We start from the raw sequence: 13512 nt of genomic DNA on the forward strand, positions 1-13512 counted from the left end.
TCCGGCGCGGAGGCCCGAGGAGTGTCGGCGGTGGGGTGGCGCCCGACGTGCCCGGGAGGCACGGGCACGTCCGGCCGCGAAGGACGGTCCGGGATCAGGCGAGTCGCTGCGTGTCCCGGTCGTCGCCGTCGCCCTCCTCGCCCTCCTCGGCGAGGGTCTCGAGCGATGCGAGCCCGCGCATGACGATGCTCCGGGACAGGGCGCGCGCCGTCGGCACGTCGTCCTCCTCGTAGGCGAGGATCAGCCGGCCGTGGTCGAAGTGCGACCGGCCGAGCCGGTCCGCGGTGAGGCCCCGTCGCCGCAGGATCATGGCGCGCAGCGCGATGACGTCGTGGAGCTCCTTGAGGAGCGCGTTGTCCGCGCCGTCCAGCTCGGTCTCACGGAACGCGACGTTGAGCCAGAGCGTCGTGGTCAGATCGCCCCGCTCGGCCGCCTCAGCCATGCGCGCGTGGATGCGGTGCATGGTCTCGACGTGCTCGGGCCGGGCGCGGTCGACGAAGTGCTGCGCGGCCGAGCCGTAGAGCAGCGCGCGCATCTCGTAGATCTCGCGGATCTCCTCGATGCTGCTGGTGCGGACCGTCGGCCGACGCCGAGGCGGGACCACGACGAGCCCGCTGCGCTCGAGCGCTCCGAGCGCGTCGCGCACCGGTGAGCGGCTCGTGCCGAACCGTTCGGCGATTCCGACGGAGTTCAGGTCCGTCGACGGCGGCAGGTCGCCCTCGATGATCTGGCGGGCGATGGTGACGGCGATGTCCTGCGCGGACGGGGAGGCCGAGACCTGCAGGCTGCGCGACAGGATGAAGGTCGAGAGCTGGGCGAGCGTGAGCTCGGTGCCGCCGAGCCGCACGACGAGGTCGTCGTCGGCCGCTCCCGTCCTCCCTGACATGCGCCCAGCATAGCGCAGTCATCACAGTCGCTGCCCCAAACTGTCGACAGAAGATGCCGAGGGTGTTGACAGACTGCCGGCCGATCCGTAACTTCCTTGCCACCCACCCGGCTAAGTGTCGACACAATGGCGTGACGTTGTCGCGGACCGTCGCCATGGGACCGGGTCCACCCCGTTCGACGACGAAAGAGGGAACGTGCGCGAGCACCTGGTCCACATCGACGGCGAGAGGCGTCCGTCCGCGAGCGGACGGACGCTCGAGGCCACCGACCCCTACACCGGAGAGGTCCTGGGGACGATCCCCGACTGCGACGCCGCCGACGTCGCCGACGCGATCGCCGCGGCCCGTGCCGCCTTCGACGGCGGTTGGCGCACGACGCCGGGCATCGAGCGGGCGCGGCTCCTGCACGTCCTGGCGGACGCGATCGACGCGCACGCCGAGGAGATCGGTGCGATCGAGACCCGGGACAACGGCAAGCTGCTCACCGAGACCGTCGGCCAGGCGCGTTTCGCCGCCCGGAACTACCGATTCTTCGCCGGCTACGCCGACAAGCTCTACGGCCGGACGATCCCGCTCGACCGCCCCGGGATGCTCGACTACACGCTCCGCGAGCCCGTCGGCGTGGCCGCCCTCATCACGGCCTGGAACTCGCCGATGCAGCTTCTCGCCAACAAGCTGGCTCCCGCGCTCGCCGCCGGGTGCACGGTGGTCGTCAAGCCCTCGGAGCACGCGAGCCTGTCGACCCTCCGGCTCGCCGAGCTCGTCGATGAGGTCGGCTTCCCGCCCGGGGTCGTCAACGTCGTCACCGGCGCGGCCGAGTGCGGACGGGCCCTGTCGGGCTCGACCGCGGTCGACACGGTGAGCTTCACCGGCTCGGTCGGCACCGGTGCCGCCATCGCGCAGACCTGCGCGGCCAACCACGTGCCCGTCACGCTCGAGCTCGGCGGCAAGTCGCCGAACATCGTCTTCGAGGACGCGGACGTCGACCGGGCGCTCGCGGGCGCGCTCGCCGGGATCTTCTCGGCCGGTGGGCAGACCTGCATCGCCGGCTCCCGGATCCTCGTCCAGGACTCCGTCCACGACGAGCTCGTCGAGCGCCTTGCCCGGCGCGCGTCCCGGATCCGCCTCGGCGACCCGCGCGACCCGGGCACCCAGATGGGCCCGGTCGCGAACGAGCCGCAGCGCGACCGCATCCTCGGCGCGATCGAGGCGGGCCGATCCTCGGGGGCCCGCGACCTCTCGGCCGAGCAGCCTGCCGCGGACCTGCCGGACAAGGGCCTGTTCGTCCGGCCCACGGTCTTCGCCGACGTCGACAACAGCTCGCCCCTCGCCAGGGAGGAGATCTTCGGGCCCGTCGCGTCGGTCATCCGGTTCCGGGACGAGGCCGAGGCGATCGCGCTGGCCAACGACTCCGAGTTCGGGCTCGCCTCGGGTATCTGGACCACCGACCTCTCCCGGGCGCACCGGGTCGCCGCGCGGCTCGTCGCGGGAACGGTCTGGGTCAACACCTACCGCGCGAGCGCCGCGCAGGCGCCGTTCGGCGGCGTGCGCCGCTCCGGCCACGGCCGCGAACGGGGCGAGGAGGCCCTCGACGAGTACCTGCGCGTGAAGAACGTCATGGTCGACCTGTCCGCCGACTACCACGACAGCTTCGAGGAGACGGGAGCGGGCGATGAGTGATCCGCGGATCGGGGTCGTCGGCCTCGGGAACATGGGCCTGGAGATCGCAACCCGCCTCGCAGGGAGCTGCGACGTCGTCGGGTACGACACGGACCCCGCGGCGCGGGACCGGGCCGCCGCCGCCGGCGTAGTCCCGGTGGACGACCTCTCGGGCCTCGCGGGCTGCGGGAGCGTCGTCCTCTCCCTGCCGCGGCCCGAGGTCACCCTCGAGGTGCTCGACCGGCTGGCCGGACACCTCGCCGATGGCGCCACGATCATCGAGACGTCGACGGTCAACGCCACCGACATGCACGCGGTCGGCCGGCTCTGTGCCTCGGCAGGACTGCGCTGCATCGACGCGGCCGTGCTCTCGGGAGTCGGCGCCATGCGATCCGGCGACTCCACGCTGCTCGTCGGCGGGGAACCCGAGGACGTCGACCGCGTCCGCCCCGTCCTCGAGGCTTTCAGCGGACGGATCCTCACGTTCGGCGAGCTCGGAGCAGGCATGGCGGCGAAGGTCGTCAACAACGCGGTCGCGCACGCGGTGATGGTCGTGCTCGTCGAGGCCGTCGCCCTGGCACGGTCGGCAGGTATCGCGCTCCAGGACATCGCCGACCTGCTCGCCGATAGCGAGGGCGGCGTGCTGCGGCCCCTGACCCACCGCATCCAGGAGCGAGTGGCCCGCGGCGAGTACGAGCCCGGCATGCCCACCGACGCCGCGCGGAAGGACTCGGTGCTCGCCCTGCAGTACGCCCACAGCCAGGGCGTGCCGCTGTTCGCGATCCAGGGTGCGCACTCGGTCTACGAGATCGCAGTCGCCGAGGGCCTGGGGCGGCTCGACTACGCCGCCGTCGCCACCCTCTGGGACCGCTGGCAGAGCGAGGACACCACGGCGGCGACCGCCGCTCCCGGTACGACGAAGGAGTAAGTCCGATGGACGTACGGATGACCGACCTCCAGCTGCACTACGGCGACTTCCACGCCGTCAAGGACGTCACGCTGTCCGTCGACGACGGCAGCGCGCTGGTCCTCCTGGGCCCGTCGGGGTGCGGGAAGACCTCGACCATGCGGACGATCGCCGGCCTGGAGACCCCGAGCGGCGGACGCATCACCATCGGTGGGCAGCCGATGTTCGACGCCTCGACGAGGACCAACGTCGCTCCGAACAAGCGCAACGTCGGCATGGTCTTCCAGTCCTACGCGGTCTGGCCGCACAGGACCGTGCGCGAGAACGTCGAGTTCCCCCTCCGGGTCCGCAGGACGGAGACCGCCGCGCGGAGGAGGAGGGGCGACGAGATCCTCGCCCTGACCGGACTGACCGAGTACGCGGACCGAGGCGCCAGCCGACTCTCTGGCGGGCAGATGCAGCGCGTGGCACTCGCTCGCAGCCTGGCCATGAACCCGTCGGTGCTGCTGCTCGACGAGCCCCTGTCCAACCTCGACGCACTCCTTCGCGAGAACCTGCGCAACGAGCTCCGACGCATCCAGCAGGAGGCGGGCATCACGTCGGTGTACGTCACGCACGACCAGGCCGAGGCGCTCGCCCTGGCCGACCGGATCGCCATGATGCGCGCCGGCCGGGTCGTCCAGACAGGTACGCCGGCGGAGCTCTTCGAGAACCCCGTCGACAAGGACGCTGCGCGATTCATGGGGTTCGAGAACATCCTCGAGATCGCCACCGGCGAGACCCCGGTCCGACTGGCCGGACGCTACGTCGTGCCGCACTCCGACCAGGTGGCCGACGCGGTGACCGACCACGAGACCGACGGCGAGGGCACGCCCGCGCAGGGCCGCGAGTACCTCTGCGTCCGGGCGGAGAACGTGACGCTCACGGCCGCTGACGACGGCGGGACCGGTGACACGGAGGCCGAGATCTCGGTCGTCACCTACCAGGGCCGCAGCGTCGAGTACGACTGCGTGATCGACGGCGATACCACGATCCGCGTGAAGGTCGGCGGGAGCGCCGCGAGGTTCTCGCGGGGTGACCGCGTGCGCCTGGCCGTCGATGTCGAGGCGGCCCGGATCCTCGGTGGTGGTGACGGTGCTTAGGCGGGCCGCGCGCCGGCAGTCGAGCGGCATGAGGATCGCGTTCGGCGTCACGGTCGCCGTCGTCGTCGTGCTGGTCGGAATCCCGATCCTGTTCGTCGTGTTCGCGGCTCTCTCGGACGTCATGCCGCGGCCGGGCAACATCTCGATGGGCAACCTCAGCATCGAGACGATCCGCCAGATCGTCAACGGGCAGACGTTGGACGCCGCGACGAACTCGCTGCTGCTCGCGTTCGGCGCCTCGCTGGTCGCGCTCGTGACCGGCACCGTCCTCGCGGTCCTGCTCGCCAGGACGAACATCCCCGGCCGGCGTTTCCTGCGCGTGGCCGGCATCGCCCCGATGTTCATCCCGGCATTCGTCGCGGCGCTGTCCTGGTCGATCCTCGCCAGCCCCCAGTCGGGCCTCATCAACGTCCTCCTGCGCGACCTCGGCATCGACCTGACGATCGACGCCTACTCGATGGGCGGGCTCGTCTTCGTCCTCGGCGTCTACTACGCGCCCTACGTCTTCCTCTTCGTCTCCAGCGCGCTCGCCCTGATGAACCCCGACCTGGAGGAGGCGGCTCTCGTCCACGGCGACTCGATGTTCGGCACCCTCAGGCGCGTCACGCTCAGCCTCATGACGCCGGCGATCGTCGGGTCGACGTTCCTGGTGTTCATCCTCGCGCTGGAGAACTTCCCCGTCGCCCAGTTCCTCGCGACGCCCGGTCGGATCGACACCCTGCCCACCTTCATCTACCGGTACATGAGCGAGTCCCCGCCGCGCGGCAACGAGGCGGCCGCGATCGCCGTCGTTCTCATCGTCATCGTGCTGGGCCTGACCTGGCTCCAACGGGTGATCGTCGGCGGCCGTGACTACACCACCGTCGCCGGCAAGGGCATGCGCGCCAGGGTCCTCGACCTCGGCCCGTTGCGGTGGGTCGCCGCCGTCGCCGTGGCGCTCTACTTCTTCGTCACCGTGGTCCTGCCCGTCGGGGCGCTCGTGGTCGTCTCGGCCTACTCCTCGCCGTACATAGCCTCGGTGACGAACATGCTCGACCGCGGCAGCTTCACCGGCGAGCGGCTGCTGGCGCCGCTCAGCGACTCCATGGTTCTCGACGCGATGGGCAACTCCGCGATCGTCTCCGTGGTCACCGCGGTGGCAGCGACGGCTCTCGCGTTCATCGTGGCCTACCTGGTGTACCGCACCCACCTCAGGGGGCGCGGGGTGCTCGAGGGCCTGTCCATGGCCCCGGTGGCGATCCCGGCGATCGTCATGGGCATGGGTCTGCTCTGGACGTGGCTCATCCTCCCGATCCCGATCTACGGGACGCTCGCGATCCTCGTCGTCGCCTTCGTGGCCGTCCAGCTCCCACAGGCGTTCCGCGGGATGTCGAGCTCCATGCTCCAGGTCAACAAGGAGCTCGAGGAGTCGGCGATGGTCCACGGGGCGAGCCGGTTCCGGTCGATCGTCACGGTGACCGCGCCCCTCATGCGCTCGGGCATCGGCTCGACCTTCGTCCTCATGCTCATGCTCTCCATGCGTGAGATGACCGTCCCGCTCTTCCTCTACAACACCAACACCCGGCTGCTGTCGATCGTCATCTTCGACCAGTACGAGAACGGCGCGATGCAGAACGCCGCTGCCCTGGGGGTCTGGTACGTGCTCATCATCGGTGCGCTCGCGGTGATCGCCGGTCGCCTCGGTGTCAAGAGCATCGCCTGACCCCGCCACACGTCCACGCACGACCCATGCACCACAGGAGGATCAGATGAAGAAGTCTCAGCGTCGAGGCACCCTCGCAGCGGCAACCGTCGTCGCACTCACGCTCGCCGCGTGCGGCGGGGGAGACGGAGGGGAGTCGGAGGCGGACGTCAACGAGGACGGCGACCTCGTGGTCGAGGGCCAGGTCATCGCCACGGCGGACCAGCTCGAGGAGGCGTCCGGTGAGAACGGGCTCGTCCTGTACACCGGCTCGGGCGAGACCGGCGAGCGCCAGCTACTCGAGCAGTTCACCGAGGACACGGGCCTGCCGGCCGACCTCGTCCGGCTCGTGCCCAACCGGCTGACCGAGCGCGTGCTGTCCGAGCACGCCTCCGGCCAGCTGGGCAGCGACGTCATCCGGATCGACGGCTGGGACCTCGTCGAGCAGCTCGTCGACGCCGAGGTCTTCGTCCCGCACACCCCGCCGGAGTCGATCGAGCTCCCCGAGGAGGCGATCCACGAGGACGGTGCCTACTTCATGTCCTACAACCGCCCGTACGTGTTCGCCTACAACAACCAGGTCGCGGAGAGCGAGCCGACGTCGTGGGCCGACCTCTCACCGGAGAGCTTCGACCCCGGGCAGATCGGGGTCACCCAGGTCAACGTCGCCGGCTCGACGCACCTGCTCCAGCGCTTCCATCTCGACGTCATGGGAGAGGAGTGGCTCGGCGGGCTCGCTGCGACCGAGCCACGGATCTTCGACTCCGCCTCCCCGCTCACCGACTCCCTGGCCCGCGGCGAGATCCACGCCGGCGCCGTGCCGCTGACGGTGGGGCAGGTCGCCTACAACGACGGGGCACCCATCACGCTCGTCGTGCCGGAGGAGGGGTTCCCCGTCAACGAGTACATCGTCGGCCTGTCCGACGGTGGCTCGAGCCCGGTGACCGCGGAGATCTTCCTCAACTGGACCCTCTCGACGGCTGGGCAGTCCGCAGCCACGGAGATCGGTGACTACCCGATCAACCCGGAGGTCGGTGCGCCCACGATCGGTGACAGTGAGATGCCGCCGCTCGACGACGAGGGTGTCTATCGCGTGACGATGGACGAGTACCTCGAGAACGTCGATGCCGACACCGAGATCTGGCTCTCGCTCTTCGAGTACACGAGCTGACCTCGGCTTCGCTCCGACGGTCCTCGGGCCCCGGCCGGCGCCGGGGCCCGAGGTGTGCCGTCGGTGGGGTGGCGCCAGCCGTGCCCGGGAGGCGCGGCGAGGAACCTGCGCGCTCCCACCGTCGGTGCACGCTCCGCGACGGCGGGGCGCACCCGCCCGGCCCCGGCGCGCGGGCGAATGACACCGGTGTCGTTCTGCCCCTACCATGGCGGCCGAGAAGTATCCCCGGCCGTCGACCGGCCGGGGCGACGAGGGACGGACGAGGAGCGTGACATGTCGGCAGCGACGCCCGAGGCGGGCGCGGCGCGGACCGGGGCGACCGGTGCGGCGGACGGCCTCACCGACGTCGAGGCGGGCGTGCTGGACGTCGAGCGGCGCTGGTGGCGCTACTCCGGTGTCAAGGAGACGGCCATCCGGGAACGCCTCGGCATGAGCGGCACCCGGTACTACCAGATCCTCAACCAGCTCCTGGACTCCGAGGCAGCGCTCGCCCAGGACCCCATGCTCGTCAAGCGGCTGCGCCGCCTGCGGTCCGAGCGGCACCGCGAGCGCAGCGTCCGTCGCCTCCAGCTCCCCTGAGGCCGGGCCCGTGTCCCCTGAGCGAGGGTCCGAGCACGGGCCGCGACGCCGGGTAGCGTGACCCGCGTGAGCGCTCCCGACCAGTACCCCGAGGACGAGTTCGACGAGGCCGCGCGCAGCCGCGCGGCCCACGGCTCGCACCGCGAGCGCGCGCGTCGCGCCTCGCTGCTCCCGCTCATCGCGGTCCTGGCCGCCCTCGTGGTGGTCGTCTGGGTGGCGGCGCTGCTGGTCGGCGGCGGCGGGGACGACGACGAGACCGCCACCGAGGGCCCCACGCCCACCGACGGTCCGGTGGAGTCGCCCACCGGCGAGGAGACGCCGTCCGGCGAGGCCGGGGAAGAGAGCCCGACCGACGGCTCGGCCGACGAGGAGTCGCCGAGCGAGGACGTCCCCGCCGGCGACGTCGACCTGGCGACCGACGTCGAGGTGCTCAACGGCGCACGGGTCGCCGGCATCGCGGGCCGCACGGCGGAGACGCTGGGCGCGGCCGGGTTCACGACCGTGACCACGGGCAACATCGGCGAGGGACCGCCAGAGGTGTCGACCGTGTACTACGCGGACCCCACGCTGGCGGCGACGGCGCAGGAGGTCGCCGACGCGCTGGGCATCGACGCCGTCGAGGAGGACGCGGAGCAGGCCGCGACGTCGTCGGTCGTCGTGGTGCTGCGCCCGGACTTCCAGGAGTAGCGCCCGCCTCCCCGGCGATCCGGCCCGGCCGGACGTCGGCGCACGCCGCGAATTGGCTGGCGGCGGGCGGGCGCCTGCCCCAGGATGGGGCGATCCGGTGCCGAGAGCCGGACCGGCGAGGTACGAAGGAGGCGCCATGTCGGACCAGGACTCCCAGCCGACCACCGAGGACGTCAAGGCGAAGATGCGCGAGGCCCTCGAGCGGAAGAAGGCCAGGGGCGGTGCCTCGCACGGCGACGGCGGGCACGGCGAGGGCAAGGCGCACGACGTCGCCGCACCCGACCTCAAGCGGACCTTCCGCCGCAAGTCGGGCTGACAGCCGGGCCGGACCCCGGCCCGCACCCACGCGCACCGCGTGCCCGCCCACGCCGGTGCATCATCGGACGGTCGGGGGTCGTCAGTCGGACGACGGCGACCCCTGGCCGGACGGGATCTGAGCGGGCAGCTGCCCGGACTCCTCGAGGGCGAGGACCGTGAGCACGACGTTGGCCGCGGACCACGCGAGCGGTGCGACCGCCGCCGGCGAGCCGTCCGCGAGCACCTTCTCGGGGATGGCCCCGGACTCCGTGCGGTGGGACTCGATCCAGGCGAGGCGGCGCACGGCATCGTCGGGCCGGCCGTTCTCCGCGGCCACCCACGCGTACAGCGAGGTCTGCGGCGTCCAGGAGATGCCGTCCCGCCGCCAGCTGCTCCCGGGCGCCAGCCCACCCGCGGGCCGGGACATCTCCCCGGACGACACGAGCCAGGCCGTCTCGGCGCCGGTCGGGCCGGCGTCGGTGAACGGCGGCAGGAGGAAGGCCGTGGAGGCGTCGCGGCCCGACACGCCCCGGACGGCCGCCGTGGGGTCCCAGGACGCGTACCGCGTCCAGCCGTGCACCCCGAAGGTGGCCTCGAGGGCCGCGCGGACCTCCTCCGAGCGCTCCCGGGCCAGGTCGGCGAGCTCGTCCTCGCCGAGCGCCTCGAGCAGGGCGGGCGCGGCGGCGAGGCCCGCCCACTGGGGCGCGACCGCACCGAGCGGCAACCGGTCCTCGGGGATCTCCCAGTAGTCCGACGTGGGCGCCGGCAGGCGGCTCGGCGTGTCCGTGGCCTGGAGCACGGCGTCCACCGATCGCACGACGACGGGGGCGAGATCGGCGAGCACGGCGTCGCAGTCCTCGGCGGGCCCGCGCGGCGGCGCGCCGGTGTCCGCGGCCGGTGCGGGGTCGACGGCCGGGTGGCCCGCCTGCTCGCGGCAGGCGGCGACCGTCTCGCCCGCACCCCACAGGATCCAGCCCGGGCCGTCGCCCTGGGGTGGCCGGTCGTCCGGCGTCCCGGACAGGTCGGGCAGGTGCCGGGGGGCGAGCAGGCCGTCCTCCGAACGGGCCTCGCCGACGGCGACGAGGGCGTCCGCCGCGTCGCGGACATGGCCGGTGCGGGCGAGCGCGACCGCGACGAACGCGGTGTCGCGCGGCCAGACGTACTGCCACCGGGGGTGCCACGCGGCGAGCACCGCGCGCGGGTCCGTGTCCGCGACGGGTCCCGACGTGCCCCGACCCCCCTGGAGGGCGTGCAGGTCGAGCAGGGCACCCGCGGTCATCTCCTCCCACTGCGTGCCGGCGCCCGGCACGACGCCGCTCGCGAGCCAGGCCCGCTCACGGCTCGCCTGCAGGCGGGCGGCGGGCAGGTCCGTGGCGCGCGTCGGCACGACGACCCGCGACCCGGCGAGGTAGTCGGCGTCCCGACCGGCGGGCAGCGAGCGGACGAGCCCGTCGGCCCCGGTCCCGAGCCCGTCCTGGTAGAGCGCGATGTGGGTCGAGGTCCCACCCCGCTGTCCCTGGACGACGTTGGCGCCGGTGACCAGGGCCAGCGAGGCGAAGGTGACAAGGAGCGCGACCGTGAGGCGCAACCTGCTCGGACGGCCGATGCCGGCGCGCCGCCGGCTCGACGCGGACGGGCGTTCGGCGGACACCGGGGCACCCTACGTGCGGGCGGCCCGTGGCCGCTGCCGGCCCGCCCCGGTCTCCTTGCACTCGACCACCGAGAGTGCCAGACTCGGGTTAGCACTCTCGACCCGAGAGTGACAATCCACCGGCCTCGGTGAGGCCGCCCGCCGACGCGGGACATGAACGCGTCGTGCGGCGGTCGTCCGTCGCGGGCACCTCGGCCGGAACGCCACCACACCGTGGAGGAACACACCAGCATGGCCAAGAGCATCGCTTTCGACGAGGAGGCCCGGCGCGGCATGGAGCGCGGGCTCAACGTCCTCGCCGACACCGTCAAGGTCACCCTCGGCCCCAAGGGCCGCAACGTCGTCCTCGAGAAGAAGTGGGGCGCCCCCACGATCACGAACGACGGCGTCTCGATCGCCAAGGAGATCGAGCTCGAGGAGCCGTACGAGAAGATCGGCGCCGAGCTCGTCAAGGAGGTCGCCAAGAAGACCGATGACGTCGCGGGTGACGGCACCACCACCGCCACCGTCCTGGCCCAGGCGCTCGTGCGCGAGGGCCTGCGCAACGTCGCCGCCGGCGCCAACCCGATCGCGCTGCGCCGCGGCATCGAGCAGGCCGTCGAGGTCGTCGTCGAGCGCCTGTTCGCCGACGCCAAGGAGATCGAGACCAAGGAGCAGATCGCCGCGACCGCCGCGATCTCGGCCGGCGACCCGGCCATCGGCGAGCTCATCGCCGAGGCCCTGGACAAGGTCGGCAAGGAGGGTGTCGTCACGGTCGAGGAGTCGAACACCTTCGGCCTCGAGCTCGAGCTCACCGAGGGCATGCGCTTCGACAAGGGCTTCCTCTCGCCGTACTTCGTCACCGACGCGGACCGCCAGGAGGTCGTCCTGGAGGACGCCTACGTGCTCCTCGTCGAGTCGAAGGTCTCCAACGTCAAGGACCTGCTCCCGCTGCTGGAGAAGGTCATCCAGTCGGGCAAGCCGCTGGCGATCATCGCCGAGGACGTCGAGGGCGAGGCGCTCACCACGCTCGTGCTCAACAAGATCCGCGGCACCTTCAAGTCCGCCGCCGTCAAGGCCCCGGGCTTCGGCGACCGCCGCAAGGCGATGCTGCAGGACATGGCCATCCTCACGGGCGGCCAGGTCATCTCCGAGACCGTCGGCCTCACGCTGGAGAACGCGGACCTCGACGTCCTCGGCCGCGCCCGCAAGGTCGTCATGACCAAGGACGAGACCACGATCGTCGAGGGCGCCGGCGAGGCGGACCTCATCGAGGGGCGCGTCCAGCAGATCCGTGGCGAGATCGACAACTCGGACTCGGACTACGACCGCGAGAAGCTCCAGGAGCGCCTCGCCAAGCTCGCCGGCGGCGTGGCCGTCATCAAGGCGGGAGCGGCCACCGAGGTCGAGCTCAAGGAGCGCAAGCACCGCATCGAGGACGCCGTCCGCAACGCGAAGGCCGCCGTCGAGGAGGGCATCGTCGCCGGTGGTGGCGTCGCGCTCATCCAGGCCGCCGTGGCGGCGTTCGAGAACCTCTCGCTCGAGGGCGACGAGGCGACCGGTGCGGCGATCGTCCGCACCGCTGTCGACGCCCCGCTCAAGCAGATCGCGATCAACGCCGGCCTCGAGGGCGGCGTCGTGGCGGAGAAGGTCCGCTCGCTGCCCGCCGGTCACGGCCTCAACGCCGCGACCGGTGCGTACGAGGACCTCCTCGCCGCGGGCGTCAACGACCCGGTGAAGGTCACGCGCTCGGCGCTGCAGAACGCCGCGTCGATCGCCGGTCTGTTCCTCACCACCGAGGCGATCGTCGCCGACAAGCCGGAGAAGGTGGCCCCGGCCGCCGGCGGCGGCGACGACATGGGTGGCATGGGCGGCTTCTGATCCGCTGACGTCCACCCCCGGACCACGACGGCGGGCCGTCTCCCACGCGGGAGGCGGCCCGCCGTCGTCGGTCCGTGGTGGTGGGCCGGCGGTCCGGCGACCTGGCGGCCCGGCGGTCCAGGGGTCAGGTGGCCCCCGGGAGCGCCTGCGCGGGCAGGACCTGCGCCGTGCTCGAGCAGAGCACGGTGATCGGCTCGGGCCGGTCCGTGATGGAGCCCAGCGTCTCGACGTCGAGCAGGACGAGCGGGAAGGAGCCCGAGCCGTCGTGGCTCGGCGCCGTGCCCAGGTCCCGGCCGCGTCCCGACGTCGTCGCTCCGCCGTGAGCCGCCGTGCCGTGCTCGATGCACACGCCCCACGACGACGGCGTGCGCGCGCCGTCGGCGAGCTCGAGAGGGAGCGGGGCGAACGCCCGGCTGACGTAGGTCTCGCCCGGCGCGAGCACGATGCCGCGCGCATTGAGGGGGATGACGGTCGCCGGCGCGGACCGGCTCGTCAGCCACGCCACGCCGCCGTCGACCTCGACGGCCGATTGGATCGAGGCCGGGTCGGCGGCCAGCTCCTCCGCGCCCGGGGCGGTGGCCCCGATGCCGCGCACGAGCAGCCGGTCCGTGTCGCCGGTGTTCGTCACCTCGTAGATCGCCTCGAGGGTGGTCTGCGCCGGGTCGGCGGCCGCACCCGTCGTGTCGAGCCGGACCGTCATGCTCAGGCCCTCCGCGGAGGTCGTGCGGGCGACCGCGTCGCCGTCGTCGGAGTCCGGGCGCTCCACGGGCACCTCGTCGCCCGGCGCCCCCGTCGGGCCGGCCGGCGCGTCGTCGGCGCAGGCGCCGAGCAGGAGCGCGAGCAGGCCCGCGGTGACGGCGGCGACGGGGCGGAGGCGCGGGTGCATGGCGCAAGGATGCCAACGATCCGTGGCCCGTGGACCGGTTCCGGGAGTCCCTGCGAGCGCGGGCCCGCGCCGGAACGCGCGCACCTGCTCGGACGTCCGTGCCGG

12 protein-coding genes are annotated in these 13512 nt (G+C 72.5%); 9 read left to right on the forward strand and 3 right to left on the reverse strand.

Annotated features, from left to right (window positions below; translation table 11 throughout):
* Positions 1–94: 94 nt before the first annotated feature.
* Complete coding sequence (locus ACPYO4_RS04810; protein ID WP_425708078.1) at positions 95–886, reverse strand: GntR family transcriptional regulator; 792 nt, start codon at positions 884–886, stop codon at positions 95–97.
* 196 nt (positions 887–1082) lie between these two features.
* Here ACPYO4_RS04810 and ACPYO4_RS04815 point away from each other — a divergent pair, with 196 nt between their 5' ends.
* The 8 genes from ACPYO4_RS04815 (at position 1083) to ACPYO4_RS04850 (ending at position 9029) form a co-directional block, all read left to right on the forward strand.
* Complete coding sequence (locus ACPYO4_RS04815) at positions 1083–2567, forward strand: aldehyde dehydrogenase (RefSeq protein ID WP_425708079.1); 1485 nt, start codon at positions 1083–1085, stop codon at positions 2565–2567.
* The gene (locus tag ACPYO4_RS04820; protein WP_425708080.1) at positions 2560–3474 is read left to right on the forward strand and encodes an NAD(P)-dependent oxidoreductase; all 915 of its coding nucleotides are present in this window, start codon (positions 2560–2562) and stop codon (positions 3472–3474) included. The genes ACPYO4_RS04815 and ACPYO4_RS04820 overlap by 8 nt, the downstream gene beginning before the upstream one ends.
* A gap of 5 nt (positions 3475–3479) precedes the next feature.
* Positions 3480–4595, forward strand: coding sequence for an ABC transporter ATP-binding protein (locus ACPYO4_RS04825; protein WP_425708081.1), 1116 nt, complete (start codon positions 3480–3482; stop codon positions 4593–4595).
* 28 nt (positions 4596–4623) lie between these two features.
* On the forward strand, positions 4624–6297 hold the full coding sequence (locus ACPYO4_RS04830) for an ABC transporter permease (RefSeq protein ID WP_425708082.1): 1674 nt from the start codon (positions 4624–4626) through the stop codon (positions 6295–6297).
* Between the two features lie 46 nt (positions 6298–6343).
* On the forward strand, positions 6344–7447 hold the full coding sequence (locus tag ACPYO4_RS04835; RefSeq protein WP_425708083.1) for an extracellular solute-binding protein: 1104 nt from the start codon (positions 6344–6346) through the stop codon (positions 7445–7447).
* Positions 7448–7720: 273 nt separating this feature from the next.
* Entirely contained in the window at positions 7721–8026 is a 306-nt protein-coding gene (locus ACPYO4_RS04840) for a DUF3263 domain-containing protein (RefSeq protein ID WP_425708084.1), read from the forward strand.
* Positions 8027–8092: 66 nt separating this feature from the next.
* Positions 8093–8713 (forward strand): LytR C-terminal domain-containing protein, encoded by a 621-nt coding sequence (locus ACPYO4_RS04845; protein ID WP_425708085.1) that lies wholly within the window; start codon positions 8093–8095, stop codon positions 8711–8713.
* Between the two features lie 136 nt (positions 8714–8849).
* On the forward strand, positions 8850–9029 hold the full coding sequence (locus ACPYO4_RS04850; protein ID WP_425708086.1) for a DUF5302 domain-containing protein: 180 nt from the start codon (positions 8850–8852) through the stop codon (positions 9027–9029).
* Between the two features lie 81 nt (positions 9030–9110).
* Here the strand turns inward: ACPYO4_RS04850 and ACPYO4_RS04855 are convergent, their stop codons facing one another.
* The gene (locus ACPYO4_RS04855) at positions 9111–10661 is read right to left on the reverse strand and encodes a glycoside hydrolase family 15 (RefSeq protein WP_425708087.1); all 1551 of its coding nucleotides are present in this window, start codon (positions 10659–10661) and stop codon (positions 9111–9113) included.
* Between the two features lie 231 nt (positions 10662–10892).
* Here ACPYO4_RS04855 and groL point away from each other — a divergent pair, with 231 nt between their 5' ends.
* A complete protein-coding gene (gene groL, locus ACPYO4_RS04860; protein ID WP_425708088.1) occupies positions 10893–12521 on the forward strand; it encodes a chaperonin GroEL in 1629 nt (542 codons plus the stop codon).
* A gap of 124 nt (positions 12522–12645) precedes the next feature.
* Here groL and ACPYO4_RS04865 read toward each other — a convergent pair whose 3' ends face one another.
* A complete protein-coding gene (locus ACPYO4_RS04865; RefSeq protein WP_425708089.1) occupies positions 12646–13407 on the reverse strand; it encodes a hypothetical protein in 762 nt (253 codons plus the stop codon).
* Positions 13408–13512 lie beyond the last annotated feature (105 nt).

Source organism: Georgenia sp. Z1491, from assembly GCF_049856175.1.
Taxonomy (GTDB): Bacteria; Actinomycetota; Actinomycetes; order Actinomycetales; family Actinomycetaceae; genus JB111.

Coding starts and splice junctions, on each gene's coding strand:
- ACPYO4_RS04825 (WP_425708081.1), top strand. CDS start 3,480: ATGGACGTACGGATGACCGACCTCCAGCTGCACTACGGCGACTTCCAC.
- ACPYO4_RS04830 (WP_425708082.1), top strand. CDS start 4,624: ATGAGGATCGCGTTCGGCGTCACGGTCGCCGTCGTCGTCGTGCTGGTC.
- ACPYO4_RS04810 (WP_425708078.1), bottom strand. CDS start 886: ATGTCAGGGAGGACGGGAGCGGCCGACGACGACCTCGTCGTGCGGCTC.
- ACPYO4_RS04840 (WP_425708084.1), top strand. CDS start 7,721: ATGTCGGCAGCGACGCCCGAGGCGGGCGCGGCGCGGACCGGGGCGACC.
- groL (WP_425708088.1), top strand. CDS start 10,893: ATGGCCAAGAGCATCGCTTTCGACGAGGAGGCCCGGCGCGGCATGGAG.
- ACPYO4_RS04820 (WP_425708080.1), top strand. CDS start 2,560: ATGAGTGATCCGCGGATCGGGGTCGTCGGCCTCGGGAACATGGGCCTG.
- ACPYO4_RS04850 (WP_425708086.1), top strand. CDS start 8,850: ATGTCGGACCAGGACTCCCAGCCGACCACCGAGGACGTCAAGGCGAAG.
- ACPYO4_RS04835 (WP_425708083.1), top strand. CDS start 6,344: ATGAAGAAGTCTCAGCGTCGAGGCACCCTCGCAGCGGCAACCGTCGTC.
- ACPYO4_RS04865 (WP_425708089.1), bottom strand. CDS start 13,407: ATGCACCCGCGCCTCCGCCCCGTCGCCGCCGTCACCGCGGGCCTGCTC.